Source organism: Kribbella qitaiheensis (assembly GCF_042657745.1).
GTDB classification, from domain to species: domain Bacteria; phylum Actinomycetota; class Actinomycetes; order Propionibacteriales; family Kribbellaceae; genus Kribbella; species Kribbella qitaiheensis.
Genome location: NZ_JBHSKE010000075.1, coordinates 47,914 through 64,483, shown reverse-complemented (window position 1 = coordinate 64,483; position 16,570 = coordinate 47,914). Strand labels below are relative to the sequence as shown.

15 protein-coding genes are annotated in these 16,570 nt (G+C 68.8%); 5 read left to right on the top strand and 10 right to left on the bottom strand.

What is annotated here, in order from left to right; translation table 11 throughout:
• Positions 1–11: 11 nt before the first annotated feature.
• On the bottom strand, positions 12–416 hold the full coding sequence (locus ACFPJ1_RS39170) for an HIT family protein (RefSeq protein ID WP_380111413.1): 405 nt from the start codon (positions 414–416) through the stop codon (positions 12–14).
• Between the two features lie 194 nt (positions 417–610).
• Here ACFPJ1_RS39170 and ACFPJ1_RS39165 point away from each other — a divergent pair, with 194 nt between their 5' ends.
• From ACFPJ1_RS39165 to ACFPJ1_RS39155, 3 genes are read left to right on the top strand one after another with little or no spacing between them, the layout of a single operon-like run.
• Positions 611–1,060 carry a hypothetical protein gene (locus tag ACFPJ1_RS39165; protein ID WP_380111412.1) on the top strand — a complete coding sequence of 150 codons (450 nt, stop codon included), beginning with the start codon at positions 611–613 and terminating at the stop codon, positions 1,058–1,060.
• Positions 1,057–1,932: a tetratricopeptide repeat protein gene (locus ACFPJ1_RS39160; RefSeq protein ID WP_380111411.1), complete on the top strand. Its 876-nt coding sequence runs from the start codon at positions 1,057–1,059 to the stop codon at positions 1,930–1,932. The genes ACFPJ1_RS39165 and ACFPJ1_RS39160 overlap by 4 nt, the downstream gene beginning before the upstream one ends.
• The gene (locus ACFPJ1_RS39155; protein WP_380111410.1) at positions 1,929–3,173 is read left to right on the top strand and encodes a tetratricopeptide repeat protein; all 1,245 of its coding nucleotides are present in this window, start codon (positions 1,929–1,931) and stop codon (positions 3,171–3,173) included. Before ACFPJ1_RS39160 ends, ACFPJ1_RS39155 begins: the two co-directional genes overlap by 4 nt.
• 16 nt (positions 3,174–3,189) lie before the next feature.
• Here the strand turns inward: ACFPJ1_RS39155 and ubiG are convergent, their stop codons facing one another.
• The 5 genes from ubiG to ACFPJ1_RS39130 form a co-directional block, all read right to left on the bottom strand.
• Positions 3,190–4,059, bottom strand: a complete 870-nt coding sequence (gene ubiG / locus ACFPJ1_RS39150; RefSeq protein ID WP_380111409.1) for a bifunctional 2-polyprenyl-6-hydroxyphenol methylase/3-demethylubiquinol 3-O-methyltransferase UbiG — start codon at positions 4,057–4,059, stop codon at positions 3,190–3,192.
• Positions 4,060–4,095: 36 nt separating this feature from the next.
• Positions 4,096–6,231 carry an elongation factor G-like protein EF-G2 gene (locus tag ACFPJ1_RS39145; RefSeq protein ID WP_380111408.1) on the bottom strand — a complete coding sequence of 712 codons (2,136 nt, stop codon included), beginning with the start codon at positions 6,229–6,231 and terminating at the stop codon, positions 4,096–4,098.
• 410 nt (positions 6,232–6,641) lie between these two features.
• Complete coding sequence (locus ACFPJ1_RS39140) at positions 6,642–7,613, bottom strand: coiled-coil domain-containing protein (protein WP_380111406.1); 972 nt, start codon at positions 7,611–7,613, stop codon at positions 6,642–6,644.
• A 248-nt stretch (positions 7,614–7,861) separates the two neighbouring features.
• Positions 7,862–8,278 (bottom strand): DUF1707 SHOCT-like domain-containing protein, encoded by a 417-nt coding sequence (locus tag ACFPJ1_RS39135; RefSeq protein ID WP_380111405.1) that lies wholly within the window; start codon positions 8,276–8,278, stop codon positions 7,862–7,864.
• The gene (locus ACFPJ1_RS39130; protein ID WP_380111404.1) at positions 8,275–8,859 is read right to left on the bottom strand and encodes an ArsR/SmtB family transcription factor; all 585 of its coding nucleotides are present in this window, start codon (positions 8,857–8,859) and stop codon (positions 8,275–8,277) included. The genes ACFPJ1_RS39135 and ACFPJ1_RS39130 overlap by 4 nt, the downstream gene beginning before the upstream one ends.
• 212 nt (positions 8,860–9,071) lie before the next feature.
• Here ACFPJ1_RS39130 and ACFPJ1_RS39125 point away from each other — a divergent pair, with 212 nt between their 5' ends.
• Both ACFPJ1_RS39125 and ACFPJ1_RS39120 read left to right on the top strand, forming a co-directional pair.
• Positions 9,072–10,232 carry a tyrosine-type recombinase/integrase gene (locus ACFPJ1_RS39125; protein WP_380111403.1) on the top strand — a complete coding sequence of 387 codons (1,161 nt, stop codon included), beginning with the start codon at positions 9,072–9,074 and terminating at the stop codon, positions 10,230–10,232.
• A gap of 35 nt (positions 10,233–10,267) precedes the next feature.
• Entirely contained in the window at positions 10,268–12,163 is a 1,896-nt protein-coding gene (locus ACFPJ1_RS39120; protein ID WP_380111402.1) for a DUF2207 domain-containing protein, read from the top strand.
• Between the two features lie 108 nt (positions 12,164–12,271).
• Here the strand turns inward: ACFPJ1_RS39120 and ACFPJ1_RS39115 are convergent, their stop codons facing one another.
• The 4 genes from ACFPJ1_RS39115 to ACFPJ1_RS39100 form a co-directional block, all read right to left on the bottom strand.
• On the bottom strand, positions 12,272–12,799 hold the full coding sequence (locus ACFPJ1_RS39115; protein WP_380111401.1) for a ferritin: 528 nt from the start codon (positions 12,797–12,799) through the stop codon (positions 12,272–12,274).
• Between the two features lie 62 nt (positions 12,800–12,861).
• Positions 12,862–13,284 (bottom strand): hypothetical protein, encoded by a 423-nt coding sequence (locus ACFPJ1_RS39110; protein ID WP_380111400.1) that lies wholly within the window; start codon positions 13,282–13,284, stop codon positions 12,862–12,864.
• A 17-nt stretch (positions 13,285–13,301) separates the two neighbouring features.
• On the bottom strand, positions 13,302–15,212 hold the full coding sequence (locus ACFPJ1_RS39105; RefSeq protein ID WP_380111399.1) for a DUF2264 domain-containing protein: 1,911 nt from the start codon (positions 15,210–15,212) through the stop codon (positions 13,302–13,304).
• Positions 15,209–16,276, bottom strand: a complete 1,068-nt coding sequence (locus ACFPJ1_RS39100; protein WP_380111398.1) for a hydroxyacid dehydrogenase — start codon at positions 16,274–16,276, stop codon at positions 15,209–15,211. The genes ACFPJ1_RS39105 and ACFPJ1_RS39100 overlap by 4 nt, the downstream gene beginning before the upstream one ends.
• Between the last annotated feature and the right edge of the window lie 294 nt (positions 16,277–16,570).

The following is a 16,570-nucleotide window of genomic DNA, read 5'->3' as shown; positions in this document are numbered from 1 at the left end:
CCTGGAGAACCTCAGCGAAGCTCGGCGGCGGTGGCCGCGATGGCCTCGGCGTCACCCGAAGTGGGGTGCCAGGGGAGTCGGAGCGGGTCGTCCTTGTAGCGGGGGATGACGTGCAGGTGGGTGTGGAAGACGCTCTGCCAGGCGGCGGCGCCGATGCAGCTGAGCAGGTTCGCGCCGTCGGCGTCCAGGCGCTCGATCACGCGGCTGACCAGGGACTGGGCCAGCAGCGTCGCGGCGATGAGATCCTCGGGAGCGCTCTCCCGCAGATCCGTCGCGTGCTCGCGGGGAATCACCAGCAGGTGTCCGCGGGTGGCCGGGTTGATGTCCATGAAGGCGATCGCCCGTTCGTTCGAGGCGATCTGCTGCGACGGAATGGTCCCGGCCACGATCCCGCAGAACAGGCAGTTCTCAGTCATCACCCCACCCTAGTGCTCCCCTTCGGCCACCCTCCGCCACCTTCCACCGGCCCGCGCCATCCGTTGCGTCCGAAGAACTGAGGCCCCTGACCCACAGTTGTTCGGACGCAAGCGGTGGCAGAGCTGGGGAGGCGGGGACAAGGGGGTGGGGGCTGGCCTACACTTCGCGGGCCGGACGAATCCGAGGGAGCCTCATGCCGGACGAACTGCTGCGCCCGACCATCGGCGCCGGCGTTGACATGTCCGCGCGGCCCTGGCGGCTGATGTCTCAGACGTACGTCGCGTTCTTCGGCGGTGTGATCGCCTCCACGGTGATCGCCTTCCTGAACGCGCGACGCCTCGGAGTCCCGACCGACAAGCGCAGGCTGATCCTGGGCATCGGCGCGATCGGCCTCGGCCTGGCCGCCGTCGTGATCACCTTGCTCGCCGACGACACCTCGACCTCCTCCGGCATCCGAGTGGCGGTCCGGCTGGTCGCGGTGGTCGCCTGCCTGGCCCAACTGCGGATCCAGCAGCCGATGGACCGGGCTTTCCAGTTGCGCGGCAGCGAGTACGGGTCGCTCTGGGGTCCGGGGATCGCCGCGGTGATCGGACTCGGCCTGCTCGAAGCGCTCCTGCTCGCGCTGGTGGTGGTGGCATTGTGACCGAACCAGCCGAGGCCAGACTGCAGATGGCCGGTCACTGGCTGCAGATCGGACACCCCGAGCGCACCCTCGACGAGCTCCAGGGCCTCTGGGGCGACGCCGCGCTCGACTACCGTGCGTACCTGTTCCGCGGCGCCGCCCTCCACGCCCTCAACCGCCACGCAGAGGCAGCCGACGTACTGCGGGACGGCCTGTCCCACCACGGCCCGTTCCTCCCGCTGCTCCAGGTCCTGGGCTCGAGTCTTCGCGCGGCGGGGAATCTCCCCGAGGCCGAGGCGGCGTACCTCCAAGGCCTCAGCCTCGACCCGAACGATCCGGACCTGCTGATCGGCTACGCGATGGTGTGCCTCGCGGCAGGGCAGACCGATAAGGCCGCCGCCCTCGTCGAGCGCGCGGCGTCGCATGCCCCGGAGAGTGCTGCCGTCTCCGCTGCCCGGGCGCAGGTCGCGTTCGCTCAGGGCAGGCACAAGGACATGCACCGGCACAGCCAGGAAGCGCTCTCCTACGATCCCGAGGATCCCGGCGCCAGGGCACTGCACGGAGCCTCGTCGATGCTGACCGGCGACTCGAAGTCGGGATACCGCTCTCTCGCGTCCGCGGCGTCATCGCATCCAGGCGACCAGGACCTACGCGATGCCGCCCGCGAGGCGAAGCTGATCAACCACCCGCTGCTGCTGCCGCTCCGCCCGTTCCAGCGGTTCAACCCGCTCGTGATCTGGGTCTGCGCGGTCGCGGTGATCTACGGTCTCCGTCTCGCCGGGCTCGGTCCGCTGGCCGCGGTGGTTGCCGTCGGCTGGTTCGCGTTCTGCGTGTACTCGTGGGTGGCGCCGCCGCTGGTCCGCCGCTGGATCAAACGGAAGTGGGGTTCATGAGTAACGACCGGATCTCCGCCCTGCGCAAGGCGGTCGAGGCCAGCCCGGACGACGTACTGCTCCGGCTCGTACTGGCCGAGTCACTGGTCGCCGCCGGTGAGACCGAACCCGCACTCGACCAGTACGTCGTACTGCTCGATCAGCAAGGGCTTCCGGATGATCAGCTGGTGGTCGTCGGTGAGCTGGCGGCGGCGAACGGCCGGCTCGCGTTGCTGCGGAGTTGCCTGGAAGCCGCTCGGCAGGCAGGTGTCGTCGAGGGTACCGGGCGACTGCAGCAACTGGCCGACGAGCTGATCGCCGAGCGCAGCGGCGTCAAGATCAAGGTCGGACCGGAGGACGAGGCTCCGTTCGAGTTCGACACCCCGAAGGAGTCGACCACCTTCGACCAGGTCGGCGGGATGGACGAGATCAAACGGGTCATCCACCGGATGGTGATCCTGCCGCTGAGCCGCCCCGAGCTGTACGAGAAGTACGGGCGGAAGGCCGGCGGCGGCGTGATGCTCTACGGACCGCCCGGCTGCGGCAAGACGCTGCTGGCCCGAGCGACCGCGGGGGAGTGCGGCCTGCCGTTCGTCAACGTGCGCATCGAAGACGTGATGGACCCTTACCTCGGGGTGTCCGAGCGCAACCTGCACGCCGCGTTCGAGCGAGCCCGGGCGAACGCGCCCTGCGTCTTGTTCCTCGACGAGCTGGACGCGCTGGCCTTCGCCCGGCACAAGCACGGCGGCTCGGAATCGCGCCGGCTGGTCGACGTACTGCTGCAGGAACTCGACGCGATCGGCTCCGAGAACGAGGGTCTCCTGGTCCTGGCGGCGACCAACGCGCCGTGGGACGTGGACGAGGCGATGCTGCGGCCCGGACGGTTCGACCGGGTGATCTTCGTGCCGCCGCCGGACGAGCGGGCCCGCGCCGACATCCTCTCGGTGCTGGTGAAGGAGGTGCCGTCCGTGGGGCTGGACCTCAAGGCGCTGGCGAACCAGACGCCGATGTTCAGCGGCGCGGATCTGCGCGCGCTGGTCGAGCGCGGGGTGGACCGGGTGATTGACGAGGCCCTCACGTCCGGCGGAGAACCGCCGCTGTCGATGCAGCACCTGACGACCGCGCTCCCGACGGTGAAGCCGTCCACGCTCGACTGGCTGCACCGGGTTCGCTCGTACATCGAATTCGCCAACCAGTCCGAGCGGTACGACGACGTGGCCGCGTATCTCCGCAGCAAGGACATCCGCCGCCGACTCAGCTAGGGCTGGTGCCGCCGGCTCAGCTAGGGGCCGGTGCCGATGTTGTGTCGGTGGCGGTCGCGGTGCTGAGGTCGGCCGCGGTGCCGCTGTCAGTGCCTGTCGCGTTTGCCTTCGTGGCGTAGCCCATGTAGGAGATATCAGTGCGATCCACCTGGCCGACGTTCATCCTTCGGCTCAGTTCGCCGAAGGTGATCCGGCCGCGGCGCTGTTGTACGTAGTACCGGAGCAGGCTCGCCATACTCGCTCGGGGGCCGAGGCCGACGACCTCGTCGAGGTTCAGCCGATGCCTCCGCAGGTGAGCGCCGAGCTCGGACGGCGTGATGAACATGTCCCAGTTGTGCAGATCGGTGTCGATGACCCTGGTCAGCCGCCACTTCTGCAGCAGGCTGATGGCGAAGAGGTGGCTGACGGCGGTGCGGTTGATCGTGTCGAACAAGTAGAGACCGCCCGGCTTGAGCACCCGGGCCGATTCGCGGATCACCAGATCGACGTCCGCAACGTGCTCGAGAACGTCGCAGCAGTAGGCGAGATCGAAGAACGCGGTCTCCAGCGGGAGACACTCGCCGGACGCGACGACGTACTCGATCTTCAGACCGGACAACGTGGCGTGGCGCTGGGCGGTCGCGATGGACACTCGGGACGGATCGACCCCAACGACCTGACAACCAAGCTTGGCGAACTCCTCGGCCAGGAAGCCGCCTCCGCAGCCGACATCCAGGGCTCGCAGTCCGGCCGGGTCCCGCCCGGTGCGTTCGAGCACCCCGCGGAAATAGCCGAGCCGCCCGGGGGTGAAGCTTCCCTGCAGCACGTTGAGCGGGTTGTCCTCGCCCCACCAGGTGTCGCCGAGGCGATCGTAGATCTCGTTGTCGATGTGGTTGTCGTTGGTCATTTGCGACACCTTCGGCCGGCACCGCAGTACGGAAGGTCAGGCGGAGGACTTCATCCGGGCGGCGGCCGATTCGGGCATCGCTTCGTAGCGCGCGAAGCTGCGGGTGAAGGACGCGGCGCCGTGCGACAGCGAGCGCAAGTCGATCGCGTAGCGGGTGATCTCCACCTGCGGGACCTCCGCCTTCACCAGCGTGCGGTCCTCACCGACGCGCTCGGTGCCGAGCAGTCTGCCGCGGCGGCCGGACAGGTCGCTCATCACCGCGCCGACCAGGTCGTCCGGCGTGAGGACGGAGACGAGATCGACCGGCTCGAGCAGGTTCACCTTGGTCGCGGTGGCAGCTTCGCGGAGAGCGAGTCCACCCGCCATCTGGAACGCCATGTCCGACGAGTCGACGCTGTGCGCCTTGCCGTCGAGCAGGGTCACCCGGATGTTCACCATCGGATAGCCCGCGCCGACGCCCCTCTCCATCTGCGCGCGGATCCCCTTCTCCACGCTCGGGATGAACTGCCGCGGCACCGCGCCGCCGACCACCTTGTCGACGAACTCGAACTCCATGCCCTCCGGCAGCGGTTCCACCTCGATGTCGCAGACGGCGTACTGGCCGTGGCCGCCGGACTGCTTCACGTGCCGGCCGTGGCCCTTCGCCTTGCCACCGAAGGTCTCCCGCAGCGGCACGCGCAGTTCCACGGTGTCCACGGTCACCCCGTACCGGTTTGCCAGCGCGTCGAGCACCACGTCGGAGTGCGCCTCGCCCATGCACCACAGGACGATCTGGTGGGTCTCGGGATTCTGCTCGATCCGGAGCGTCGGGTCCTCGGCGGCGAGCCGCTGCAACCCGACCGACAGCTTGTCCTCGTCCGTCTTCGCATGAGCCTGTACTGCGACCGGCAGCAGCGGCTCGGGCATCGTCCAGGGCTTGAGCAGGAGTGGATCCATCTTGTCCGACAACGTGTCGCCGGTCTCCGCCCGAGTGAGCCGCCCGATCGCGCACAGATCACCCGCGACGACCGAGGTGGCCGGTCGCTGTTGCCGGCCCAGGGGGAACGACAGCGTGCCGATGCGCTCGTCCTCGTCGTGGTCCGCGTGGCTGTTGGCCTCACCGAAGAAGGACGTGAAATGGCCCGACACGTGAACCGTCGTGTCGGGCCTGATGGTGCCGGAGAACACCCGCACCAGGCTGACCCTGCCGACGTACGGGTCCGACGTCGTCTTCACCACCTCGGCGAGCAGTGGTCCCGAGGGATCGGTGGCCAGCTTGCTGCGCGGTACGCCGTGCGGGGTGAACACCTCAGGCAGCGGGTGCTCCAGTGGTGACGGGAAGCCGCTGGTCGCGACCTCGAGCAGTTCGTGGGTGCCGAGGCCGGTGCCGCTGCAGACCGGGATCACCGGGAAGAAGGAACCACGGGCAACCGCTCTCTCCAGGTCCTCGATCAGCACCGCCTGGTCGATCTCCTCGCCGCCGAGATAGCGCTCCATCAGCGACTCGTCCTCGGACTCCTCGATGATCCCCTCGATCAGGATGCCGCGGAGTTCCTCGATCTGATCGGCGTACTGCGGGTCCGGGGCGTGCGTGCTGCGCTTGCCGCCGTCGTACTCGTAGTACGTCTGGGAGAGCAGCCCGATCAGCCCCTTGCCGGCCGGGAGGTAGAGCGGCAGAACCTTGTCGCCGAACGCGTTCTGCGCCGTGGAGAGCGCGTTCTCATAGTTCGCGCGGGCATGGTCCAGCTTGGTGATCACGACGGCCCGGGGCATCCCGACGCGGTCGCACTCCTGCCACAACGCCTTGGTCGGCTCGTCCACAGCCTCGTTGGCCGCGACCACGAAGAGAGCGCAGTCCGCTGCGCGCAGGCCGGCCCGGAGCTCGCCGACGAAGTCCGCGTACCCGGGGGTGTCGATCAGGTTCACCTTGATGCCGTCGTGCTGCAGAGGCGCGAGGGCCAGCCCGACCGACCGTTGCTGCCGGATCTCCGCGTCGTCGCAGTCGCACACCGTCGTACCTTCCACGACGCTGCCCGGTCTGGTGAGCACGCCGGAGGCGACCAGCAAGGCCTCGACGAGGGTGGTCTTGCCCGCACCCGACGGGCCGACGAGCACAACGTTACGGATGGCGGCCGGGCTCTCCGCGACGGGAGCAGCGCCGGCGCCCTGGGAAGTATTCGTCTTGTCTGCCATGACGTTCCTCCTGGTTAAGCCACCATTCCCCTAACCACCGCCCGAGCACAACCCCAACCCGCCCAGAACCCACCCGCCGACCAGCCCACGAAGGTCCTCGACGTGCCGCTGGTGGAGGTTGTCTTGTGGGGGTTCGCCCCTCTTGTCGGGGTTCGCCCCTTGCTCTGCCAGTGGGTGAACCCGTCCCCGAGGAGGTAAGCCGCCTGTTCGCGGGTCCGTGCAGGTTTGGGGTGGGCAGGCCGGGCGGTGTTGCCGGGCGGGCGCTGCCCTGGTCGTGCGGGCTGGGCCTCGTCGGGCTGGGATGGGCCCGGAGGGTAGGTAGCGCCCGTGGCTGAGGGGTGGCTAGGCGTGGAGGTCGTCGGGTACGGCTAGGCGTGGAGGTTGTTGGTGTGGCGGTGGCCGGGGTGTGGCTAGGGGGAGGTCGCCGGGATGGTGATGGCGGCCGGGGTGGGGTTGCTGGTGAGGGCTGCTAGTACTGCGTCGAGGTCGTCGGGATGGAGGCGCCGGTCACGGGCCCGCTCTGCGGCCAATTCAGCGCGCAGTACTTCGACCTCGGCCCGTCGCTCACCTTCAGCCGCCCGAGCCGCATCCCGCTCAACCGCGGCGAGCTGAACCGCACCCGCCATCCTCCGGCCCTCGATCTCAGCACGATCCGCAACCTTGCGAGCCTCACCCTCAGCAGCCGCAATCGCCTCAGCCGCTTCTGCTTTCACAGCGACCAGACTCTCCTGAGCTTTCTGCTCAGCAGCCGCCAGCGCGACCTGCCTCTCGTGATCCGCAGCGGCCAGCGCAACCCGCCCCTCGTGCTCGGCGGCAGCGACGGCCTCCTGCTTCTCGCGGTCGGCGGTCGTCAGTGCTTCCCGGGTCAGCTGTTCCGCGGCGGCCAGGGCCTGGCGTGCGTGGTCTTCGACTGTTGTGGCGCGTTCTGCTTCTCGGGTCAGCTGTACTTCGGCAGCTTGGCGTGCGGCGATCGCATCCTGAGCCTGTTGCCGAGCGGCTCCCAGAGCTTCGGTGGATTCCAGGGCCTGCCGCGCTGCAGCATTCGCCCGCTCGACAGCCTCAGCGCGCTCCTTGGCGGCGCGCTCGGCTGTGGTCACGCTCTGCCGCATCCGGTGTTCAGCAGTCGTCCGGGCTTCCTCGGCAGCGACGCGAGCTCTCTCCGCCTCGGCGACCTGGGAGTGAGCAGCCTCGACAGCTCCCACAGCAGCTGCCTCAACCTCATCCAGCCGCGTTGTCACCGCGTCGAGCGCAGCCGTCAGCGCGTCCACTGGTCCGCGAATCTTGTCCAGGTGCTCTCGGAGCCGCTCCGCGTCCAGCCGGAAGGTGCTGCTCCCGGCATCCAGCCCGAGCGCTCCCAGAGCCTCCCGCTCAGCCCGTGCCATCTGCGAACAGGTCCGCCCGCCATCCCAGCGCGTATCCCGGCAGAAACTCCGCGGCCGTCCACCCTGCACTCCGGGTACCGGTAACTCCGCCCGGCACTTGCTGTACCCGCACCGTCCAGCGTCCTCACTCATGCCCGTGAGCGTAGAAGTTAGCGGTTACAAAACCCGGTAACTGATTCGGCGTTTCCAAAACCAAACCAAAACCCCACGAAACCAGTGTTTTGTTGGGTGAGGTGCTGGCCCTGCTCTCAGAGATTTCTCTCGCGGATGTAGTAGATGAGCCAGTAGACGAGCGCCGCGGGTGGCGAGGTGCACAGCAGGATGATCAGTAGGCGGGAGTCGATCTCATAGGTGGGTGACGCGGCTCGTTCCGCCTCGCTCGGCAGGTCCCTCATGAGGGCGTCGAGTTGCTCGCGGGTTCGTGCTTCGTGGGCCGCGGCGACGCGTCCTTCGAGCTCGGGCAGTGTCAGCCGGCCAACCGCGTAGTGGTGTTGCAGTTGCGCCGCGGTCTGGTCGCGCTCGGCGTCCGAGGCTCGTATCGCAGGGCTGGTCGTGCTCTCCTCCTCGTTGTTGTTGGAGGCGACCTCGCTGTTGCTGGTGGCGACCTCGCTGTCGTTCGTGGCGATCTCACTGCTATTCGTGGCGACCTCGCTGTCGTTGTTCATGGCGACCTCTCAGACTCGGGTGCAACGGCGTCCGGTGACGGGCGGTCCTGCAGGTCGACTGCCGCGACAACCACTCGCGTCCAGACCCCCGGGGCGTCGGGGTCCGCAAACCGGGTGGCGAACCGTTCGACGTAGCCGCGGAGTTCGGCGAGCGCCTCCTCGGTCAGCCGCAGCGCACCGCGGTACACGTCGACCTCACGCCGGCCGCCGGCCTGCTTGGACCGGTAGGCGGCGTTGATGTCGGCCCGGGTGGCATCCAGCATCGAGCCGAGGAACTCGACCATCTCTTCCGGGCTCACGTCATCGCTTGGAGGTTCTGTGACTGCCGGCGCATAGACCCGCTCAACCTTGCCGCGGGCCAGCGGCCGGTATTCGGAAATCTCGATCAGCCCGGCCCGTTCGAGCTGACCCAGGTGGTAGTAGAGCCGGTCAGCCGGCAGCTCGGCGCGTTCGGCGAGCTCACGTGCGGACCGCGGCATTTCCCACAGCGCCTCCAGGAGCCGGATGCGCAGGGGATCGGCGAGCGCCTTGTGCACGCCCTGCCACCGCCGGGGCGACGTACCGGAGCCCTGTGTGTCCATCGACCGACCACCATTCGTTGCACTGATTTCCGTTGGTTGGAATATTTTACAATGAAGCAGGGCCGCTCTGGTTCGACCTCGCGGCGTGGGAGCTCCAAAGCTCCTGCCGAGTGGACGAAAATCACCAAATGCCGCCCTCGGATACGCCCTCAGACGCGCTCGCAGTCCTGGAGGCCGCGAGAGCAGCAATCACAAGCTCACGAGTGCCCGCAGTGACCGGCACAACGGGCGGCAGCAGGGCCGGGACCGCCGAGTGGCCGGGGGTGGTCGATCCGGAAGTCTTGCGGGAGCAGGTCGCCGACTGGCTGACGCAGTACGCGAACGCCGGCACTCGCCGGACGTACGCCTACGCGCTCGGCCTCCCCATCGAGTGGGTCGACTCCCTGGGACTATCCGCCAGCGCCGAGAAGACACAAACACCAGGCCGGGCGCCAGGCGGCAAGACTGGGCCGCTGCACCCGCTGGCGTGGTTCAGGTGGTGTGCGAGCCGAGGGCTGGATCCGCGGGCAGCTACCGGCACCGAAGTGAAGGCGTGGCTGCATCAGCTGGACGCGGCTGGAGCCGAGAAGCGGACGAGGCAGCGGATGCTGTCCACACTCTCCGCCTTCTACGGCCACCTCACCGAGACAGGCGTCGTCCCAGCAAACCCGGCCGCACTCAACAGGAGCCGCCTCGGCCTCAGCAGCACCGCCCGGGACGCCTCGCCGACCATCCGGCTGACAGCAAGCCAACTGCGGGCACTCCTCGACGCAGCCGCCCGACTGCCCAACCGCACGCGGCACCGCGACCTGTACGCCGCCCGCGCGGTGGCGGTGGTCGCCCTCCTGACCCTGGGCCTCCGTGTCTCCGAGCTGGTCGGCCTAGACCGCGACAGCCTCGTCGTGTCCGGCGGTGAGCCGATGCTGCGTGTCCTCGGAAAGGGTGGCGTCCACCGCGAGGTCTACCTGACCCATCTAGCAGCCGACGCTCTCCGCGACTACCTGACCGAGCGAGACCGCACCAGCGAAGCATCCACCCCGGCACTCCGCGGCCGAACCAGCGCCGGACGAACGCCTCTGATCGCCACGCGCGACGGAGGACGCTGCTCCCGTTTCGACGTCAACGCCTTGCTCCGGCGGATCGCAGTACAGGCCGGTCCTGCGCTGGCCGACGTTGCCGATCGAGTGCATCCCCACGCCCTCCGCCATGCCTACGTGACCATCGCCCTCGAGCAGGACGCGCGCATCCAGCACGTCCAGGCGGACGTCGGCCACGCCACCATCTCCACCACCCAGTACTACGACCGCGGCCGCCGGACCCGGGACACCACAGCCGCGGATCTGGTCGAGGCCGCCATCAACGCGGCCGGCGACGTACCGTCGAGCTCAGGTTGACCGCCGCGGACCCTCGGCATCGGTACATTCGCCGCATGCGTAGGGGATTCTTCACCGCCATCGTCGCGATCTTTGTCGGCTTCGTGCTGGCCGGGTTCGCGGTACCGGCGGTCGCCGCCTCGTCGCTCAGCGACGACGTGATCGATTCGATGCAGTTCACCTACGAGGTGACTCCGGACGGCGTGCTGCAGGTGCGCGAGGAGATCGTCTACCGCTTCGGTCCGAGCTCCGGCCGGCACGGCATCGTCCGCGATCTCGTCATCCGCGAGCCGTATGTCGACGACGACTCGAAGGACCAGCGCTACGACATCTCGAACGTGCGGGTGTCGAGCCCGTCCGGTGACAGCGCCGAGTTCACCGAGACCGTGAACAAGACGAACAACGACCGCGACCAGAGCCTGCAGTTGAAGATCGGCTCGCCGAACCAGACGGTCAGCAACCCGACGGCGACGTACGTGATCGAGTACGAGGTGCGCGGGTCGTTGCGGCACTTCGACGACCACAGCGAGCTGTACTGGGACGCCACCGGCACGCTCACCGAGGCGGTCACCAAGAACGTCTCAGTCAGCGTGACCGTCCCGCAGGGCGTGCAGGCGGCCACTTGCTTCGCTGGTCCGCAGGGATCGACAACTGCTTGCGACAGCGCGACGGTGTCGGGTGGCGTCGGCCAGTACAGGCAGGCCTTGCTGGATTCGCGCAACGGGCTGACGGTCGTCGCGTCGATCACGGCCGGCGCGGTCACCAATGACACCCCGCTCCTGTCCGACGCGCCTGGGCTGCTCGAACGCCAAGGGCTCACGGTCGGCTCACTTATCGGCTCCGGCGTCGTCACCATCGGCGCGATCATCGCGGCCGTGCTCTACGGCAGGAACGGCAACAAGGACCAGCGCTTCGCCGGTATGCCGCCGGGCACCTTCCCGCCGGACGGGATGGCCGCCCAGGTGATCAAGGACGACCTGAGGGAGGACCAGCTCCCGGTGGCGTTCTCGCCACCGCGCATCCCCGTCGCCGAAGGTGGTCTGCTGATCGACGCGAAGGCGAACACGACCGAGACCGCGGCGACGCTGATCGACCTCGCGGTACGCGGCGCCGTCCGGATCGACAACAACGGCCCGGAACAGAAGGCCGTGCTGCTGAACCCGGCCGCCGCCACCGTCCCGCACGAGCAGGTCCTGCTGCAGGGACTGTTCCCGACCCTGCAGCCGGGTTCGGAGATCGTCCTCGAGCGCAGGCCGACCGGCGACACCTCCATGCGCCAGGCCCACGACGCGATGATCGGCCAGTTGCGTCAGCAGATCCAGCAGCGCCAGTGGTACCTGCGGATGCCCCGCGCAGGCGGTGGCTCCAGCTTCGCCAGTGGCGCTCGCTGCGCGTGTATCGCGATGGTCGGCTTCTGGGTCTTCGGTGCGGGCTTCGCCGGTACTGCGATCGCGGCCGCCACGGGTGGTCTGGGTCGTGCCGCGAGCATCGCGATCCCGGTGCTGGCGGTGATCGTCGCCATCGGGCTGTGGATCGGCAAGCGGTCGAAGGGCCAGCGCAATCCAGCCGGCCGGGCGGTGACGGACCAGCTGGTCGGGTTCCGGACCTATCTCGCCACCGCCGAGGCCGATCAGCTCCGGTTCGAGGAGGGCGAGGACATCTTCAGCAAGTACTTGCCCTGGGCAATCGCCTTTGGGCTGGCGGACCGCTGGCAACGGGTCTGCGCCCAACTGGTCGCCGCCGGGCGGATCCCGCCGGATCCCTACTGGTACGCCGGTCCCTCGTACTACAGCTCGGGGTTCGCGGCCGGCAGCATCAGCCAGACCGTGGCGAACACCTTCGACCCGCCCCCGGCACCGGCCGGCAGCGGTGGGGGAGGCGGCAGCTCGTCCGGCTTCAGCGGTGGTTCCTCCGGCGGTGGCGGCGGAGGCGGCGGCACCAGTTCCTGGTAACCGCTAACGGGCCGCCGCGCACTCGGCACCAGCTCGTGGTGACCGTTGTCCGGCGGCCGGGGCCGCCGCGCGCCATAGCGGCGGCCCGAAGTACGGCAGCGGTGCGGGTCAGACGGAGCCGCCGGCCGCGGTGGGGGCGGTGGGGTCCGCGCCGTTGTCGCCGACCGTCTCGCGGGCGAGGAAGTCCTCCAGGTGGAAGAGGTTGTCGCCGGCGCGCTTGGCGACGTTGACGAGGGTGGTCATCGCGGCCACTTCCTCGACCTGCTCCTTGAGGAACCACTGCATGAACTGCTCGCCGACGTAGTCGCCGTCGTCGCGCGCGGTCCGGGCCAGCGTCTCGATCTGCTTGGTGACGGTGATCTCCTGCTGCAGCGCGAGTTCGAGCGGCTCCAGCGCGGTGTCGAAGTCGTTCACCACGTCGCCGACACCCGGGATGTGCGGCCGGATGTCCATGTCGAGCAGGTACTGGACCATCATCATCGCGTGGTTGCGCTCTTCCAGGGCTTGCTTGTAGAAGTGCGAGGCCAGTTGCGGCAGATCCTGGTCGTCGAACCAGACAGCTACCGCCGTGTACTGCTGGGCCGCCGTGAATTCGTTGCGAATTTGTTCTTGAAGGAGTTTCTGGTACGTGCTCATCGAGCCAATGTAATGGTCAGCCGTCCGAATAACATCGTTGGTCAGCCTGACCTAACCGCGTGTCACCGACCACTCTGCACATGCGAACGGATCGCGGGCAGGTTTCCGAGCGGAGCGAAATAGCCGGCCACTCCGTGGTCGAAGGTGATCGCCGCGATGCCCTGCTGCAACCACACCGGTGCCTGGGCGACCGCGTCCTCGGGGGTCAGCGCGAGCACCTGGACCTCCGCGTCCGCGGGGACGAGCCCGTTGTCGATCGCGAACCCCCGGGCCCGTTGCGCGGAGGTGAAGGCCATCAGGAACGGCTGGTCCTGATGCACCCCGACGAACGGCTGCGGGTTACCCGGTTCACCGCGCTGGACGAAGTACCAGCGGTCCAGCAAGAACGTTGCCTGCCACAACTTCTCCTGGTTCTCGGTGTTGGGATCGGCCGCCACCGCCTGGGCCAGGGCGTCGGTGACACTGGGTTCGAGTGCTTCGGTCATACCTAGACCGTACGAGATCAGTGGTCCCCGAGGCGCACCGTCTCAATGTCGTCACCCGGCAATGTGATGGTGATCTCGTGCCCGGCGACGGCGACCTGGATTCCCTCGGCCAGTGCCTCGGGACGGATCGCGTCACGGGTCAGCAACACCGCGTGAACGAGCACCAGCGGCTCGCCTCCGTGGCTCACCGTCAGGTACGGCGTGGCGGAGTGCGGCCCGAACGGGTTCGCCCCTAGATCGCGGTGCACGCCGGCCTCGTCGTACCCGTGCAGGTTGACGACCGCGGACATCAGCCCGTCCGCGTTCCGCGCCGCCGACCAGGCGGGCGCCTCGCCGACGGTTGCTGTAGGCAAGGAGTCGCCGGCGACGGCGTACCCACCGCTGCGGACCAGCGCCCCCGCCGGTCCTTCGACCAGCGAGCAGCGGATCTCCCAGCCGCCGTGCACGACCGAGGCGGTCTCGATCCGCCAGGGTCCCTCGCTGCCGAGCCACGCCTTGTGCCAGGACGACGCCGAGCGCGTGCCGACACCGAGGCGGCGGATCCGGCCGCGGTGGCTCGACCTGCCGTTCTGGTCCACGAGCGAGGTGAGGCTGTCGACGCGCTGCAGTGATGCCGCGTCGGAGATCTCCGGCCCCGCGTGGTTCGCGTAGGCCAGCCGGTCGTAGTGCGGGTCAGCCGCAGGCTCCGCACCTTCCGGCTCGGCGGGCGGTGCATGGTCGGCGCCGTGGTTGATCAGCCGCACCACCTGGTCGTGCCGGCTCGCGTGCACGAGCCAGCCGGGCGCGGGCATGGCCCGAACCTGGTCGGCCTCGTCGAGCGGCACCGTCTCCTCGGGATCCGTCCACACCGCGTGCTCCGGCGGCAACAGCAGCCCGATGAACCCCTTGCTGGCCCAGTACGGCGAACCCGGCCCGGAGTACGCCTGAGTCGTCGGCAGGAACGTGTCGTACCACCCCAGCGTCAGCAGCCCGCGCTCATCCGGTACGCCGTGCTGCACGAAGTGCCGCGCGATCCCCGAGCACAGCCGCCGGGTCTGCCCAGGAGACAGGGGAGTGGCGTCGAGAACGGCCCCCATCCAGTACGGCGTGGCCGCGGCCATCCGGTAGGTGAGCGACCTCCCCTGGTAGACGGGCGCCCCGTCGTTCCCGACCAGGTGCACCGCGTCCTCCAGGAACAGGCTCAGCCGCTCCCGGTAGACCTTCAGGCGATCGTCGTACTCCGTGCCGGGGGTTGCGGCGGCCATCCGGGTCCACAGGCCTGGGTAGAGGTGCATGGCCCAGCCGATGTAGTTGTCGAAGTTCTGCCCGTCGCCGTCGGAGTACCAGCCGTCGCCGACGTACCAGTCCTCGATCCTGTCGAGGCCGCCCTCGATGTCGTCCTTCGAGTACGGCGCGCCCACGGACGCCAGGAACTGCTCGCTGACGACCTGGAACAACCGCCAGTTGTTGTCGTGCGTGGTGGATCCGATGAATCCGCCCAGCCACTCGGCGACGTGCTCCTGGGCGCGGGTGTCCAGCCGGTCCCAGATCCACTCGCGGGACTCGTGCAGCGCGACCGCGATCGCGGCGGCCTCCACCATCTGCTGCGAGCGCGGGGTGAGCCGCAGCCACGCCTCGGGGTGATCCGGGTTCGCGCCGTTGGCGACACCCCGCGCGTACCGCTCGATCAGCTTGTCGCAGCCCTCGCCGCGGACGCCGGCGATCCGGAAGGCGGCGAGCATGAACGACCGCGCGAAACCCTCGAGCTCATCCGAGTCGGTGCCGGACCGACTGGGACGCCCGGGCAGAACGACGCGGGCGGCGCCGGGGGAGAAGTACGGCACCAGGGAGTCGAGCAGGTGGTCGGCCAGCGCCTCCCAGTGCCCGCGGGTCCAGCCGGTCTGACGGGACAGCACGCGGTCGGTGTCGGGGAGGACGAGGCGGGTCATGCGATTCTCCCAAGCTCGGCGGCGGTGATGACGTGATGTAGAGGAGCCCCGGCGGCAAAACGTTCCATCTCACCCACGGCCAATTCACCCAATCTCGCGACCTCGTTGCCGACCGCGCCGGCCAGGTGCGGCGTGAGGAACACGTTGGGCAGTTCCAGCAGCGGCGAATCGGGGCGCAGCGGCTCCGGATCGGTCACGTCCAGCACCGCGTCGATGCGCCCCGACCGGCACTCGGCGATCAGCGCGTCCGCGTCGATGATCCGGCCGCGGGCGGTGTTGATCAGGACCGAGCCGTCCCGCAGCAGTCCGAGCAGCCGCGCGTCGACCATGCCGACGGTCTCCGGCAGCAGCGGCGCGTGCACGCTCAGGATGTCGCTGCGGGTGAACAGAGTGTCGAGATCGACCAGGGACGCACCCAGCTCAGCCGCCTCGGCCTCGGACAGATACGGATCACTGATCAGTACTTCGAGGTCGAACGCCCGGAGTCGCTCAGCCACCATCCGCCCGATCCGCGACGCACCGAGCAGGCCGACCGTGCTCCCGTAGTTGCCCCGCACGTTGCTGGGATCCGGCCGGTGCTTGCTCAGCTTGTACTCCGCACCGAGGCGGAACGCGCGCTTTCCGCTCAGGATGATCGTGGCGACGGTGAACTCGGCGACGGGCAGCGCGTTCGCCACAACCGCCGAGGACACCTGGATCCCGCGCTCGAAGGCGGCCGGATCGACGAAGTGCTTGACCGAACCTGCCGCGTGGATAATCGCCCGGAGCCTGGGGGCAGCGTCCAGCACCTCGGGGGTGATCGAGGGGCAGCCCCAGCCGGTGAGCAGGGCATCGACGCCGCCGAGCGCTTCCCGGACCTCGGGATCGGCGAGGAAAGCGTCGCCCGGGCCGACCGGGAGCACGGTGGCGATGCGGTCGAGGCGGGCGCGCACCTGCGGGACGAGCACGCGGGCCCGGCTGGACTCGTTCATCGCAAGCATCACGGTCGGCTGGGCAGCGGTGTCGGAGGCCATGGTGGAGGCCGAGTTGGATGAGATGGCGGTCGGCTCGGATTCGGTGCGCACAGGAGCACGCTAGCAAGCGCTTTCCGAATCCGCTCGTCCTCCCCGCGTCGTGTCTGGATCCGGACAGCCGCGGGAGGGCCGGCCACCCGGAGTCACCCGGCCATGACCGACGTACCTGATGCCGTACCGGGAGCCGGCGCCGTACCGGCGAAGCCGGGCGCCGTACGGGGAGCCGACGGCGAAGCGAGAAAGATCTCGCTGGGCGGAATTACTGCCCGGCGAGGTGACGTTCTCACTGGAGAAGGCAGGATAGAGGGGCCTACCCGCCTGTTGGCCAGTGAGAAGGAGACGAAG

Bases quoted from the DNA above. Each gene is read 5' to 3' on its own strand.
- ACFPJ1_RS39135 (WP_380111405.1), bottom strand. From the start codon at position 8,278: ATGAACAACGACAGCGAGGTCGCCACGAATAGCAGTGAGATCGCCACG.
- ubiG (WP_380111409.1), bottom strand. From the start codon at position 4,059: ATGACCAACGACAACCACATCGACAACGAGATCTACGATCGCCTCGGC.
- ACFPJ1_RS39140 (WP_380111406.1), bottom strand. From the start codon at position 7,613: ATGGCACGGGCTGAGCGGGAGGCTCTGGGAGCGCTCGGGCTGGATGCC.
- ACFPJ1_RS39110 (WP_380111400.1), bottom strand. From the start codon at position 13,284: ATGACCGAAGCACTCGAACCCAGTGTCACCGACGCCCTGGCCCAGGCG.
- ACFPJ1_RS39120 (WP_380111402.1), top strand. From the start codon at position 10,268: ATGCGTAGGGGATTCTTCACCGCCATCGTCGCGATCTTTGTCGGCTTC.
- ACFPJ1_RS39145 (WP_380111408.1), bottom strand. From the start codon at position 6,231: ATGGCAGACAAGACGAATACTTCCCAGGGCGCCGGCGCTGCTCCCGTC.
- ACFPJ1_RS39155 (WP_380111410.1), top strand. From the start codon at position 1,929: ATGAGTAACGACCGGATCTCCGCCCTGCGCAAGGCGGTCGAGGCCAGC.
- ACFPJ1_RS39165 (WP_380111412.1), top strand. From the start codon at position 611: ATGCCGGACGAACTGCTGCGCCCGACCATCGGCGCCGGCGTTGACATG.
- ACFPJ1_RS39170 (WP_380111413.1), bottom strand. From the start codon at position 416: ATGACTGAGAACTGCCTGTTCTGCGGGATCGTGGCCGGGACCATTCCG.
- ACFPJ1_RS39105 (WP_380111399.1), bottom strand. From the start codon at position 15,212: ATGACCCGCCTCGTCCTCCCCGACACCGACCGCGTGCTGTCCCGTCAG.
- ACFPJ1_RS39130 (WP_380111404.1), bottom strand. From the start codon at position 8,859: ATGGACACACAGGGCTCCGGTACGTCGCCCCGGCGGTGGCAGGGCGTG.
- ACFPJ1_RS39115 (WP_380111401.1), bottom strand. From the start codon at position 12,799: ATGAGCACGTACCAGAAACTCCTTCAAGAACAAATTCGCAACGAATTC.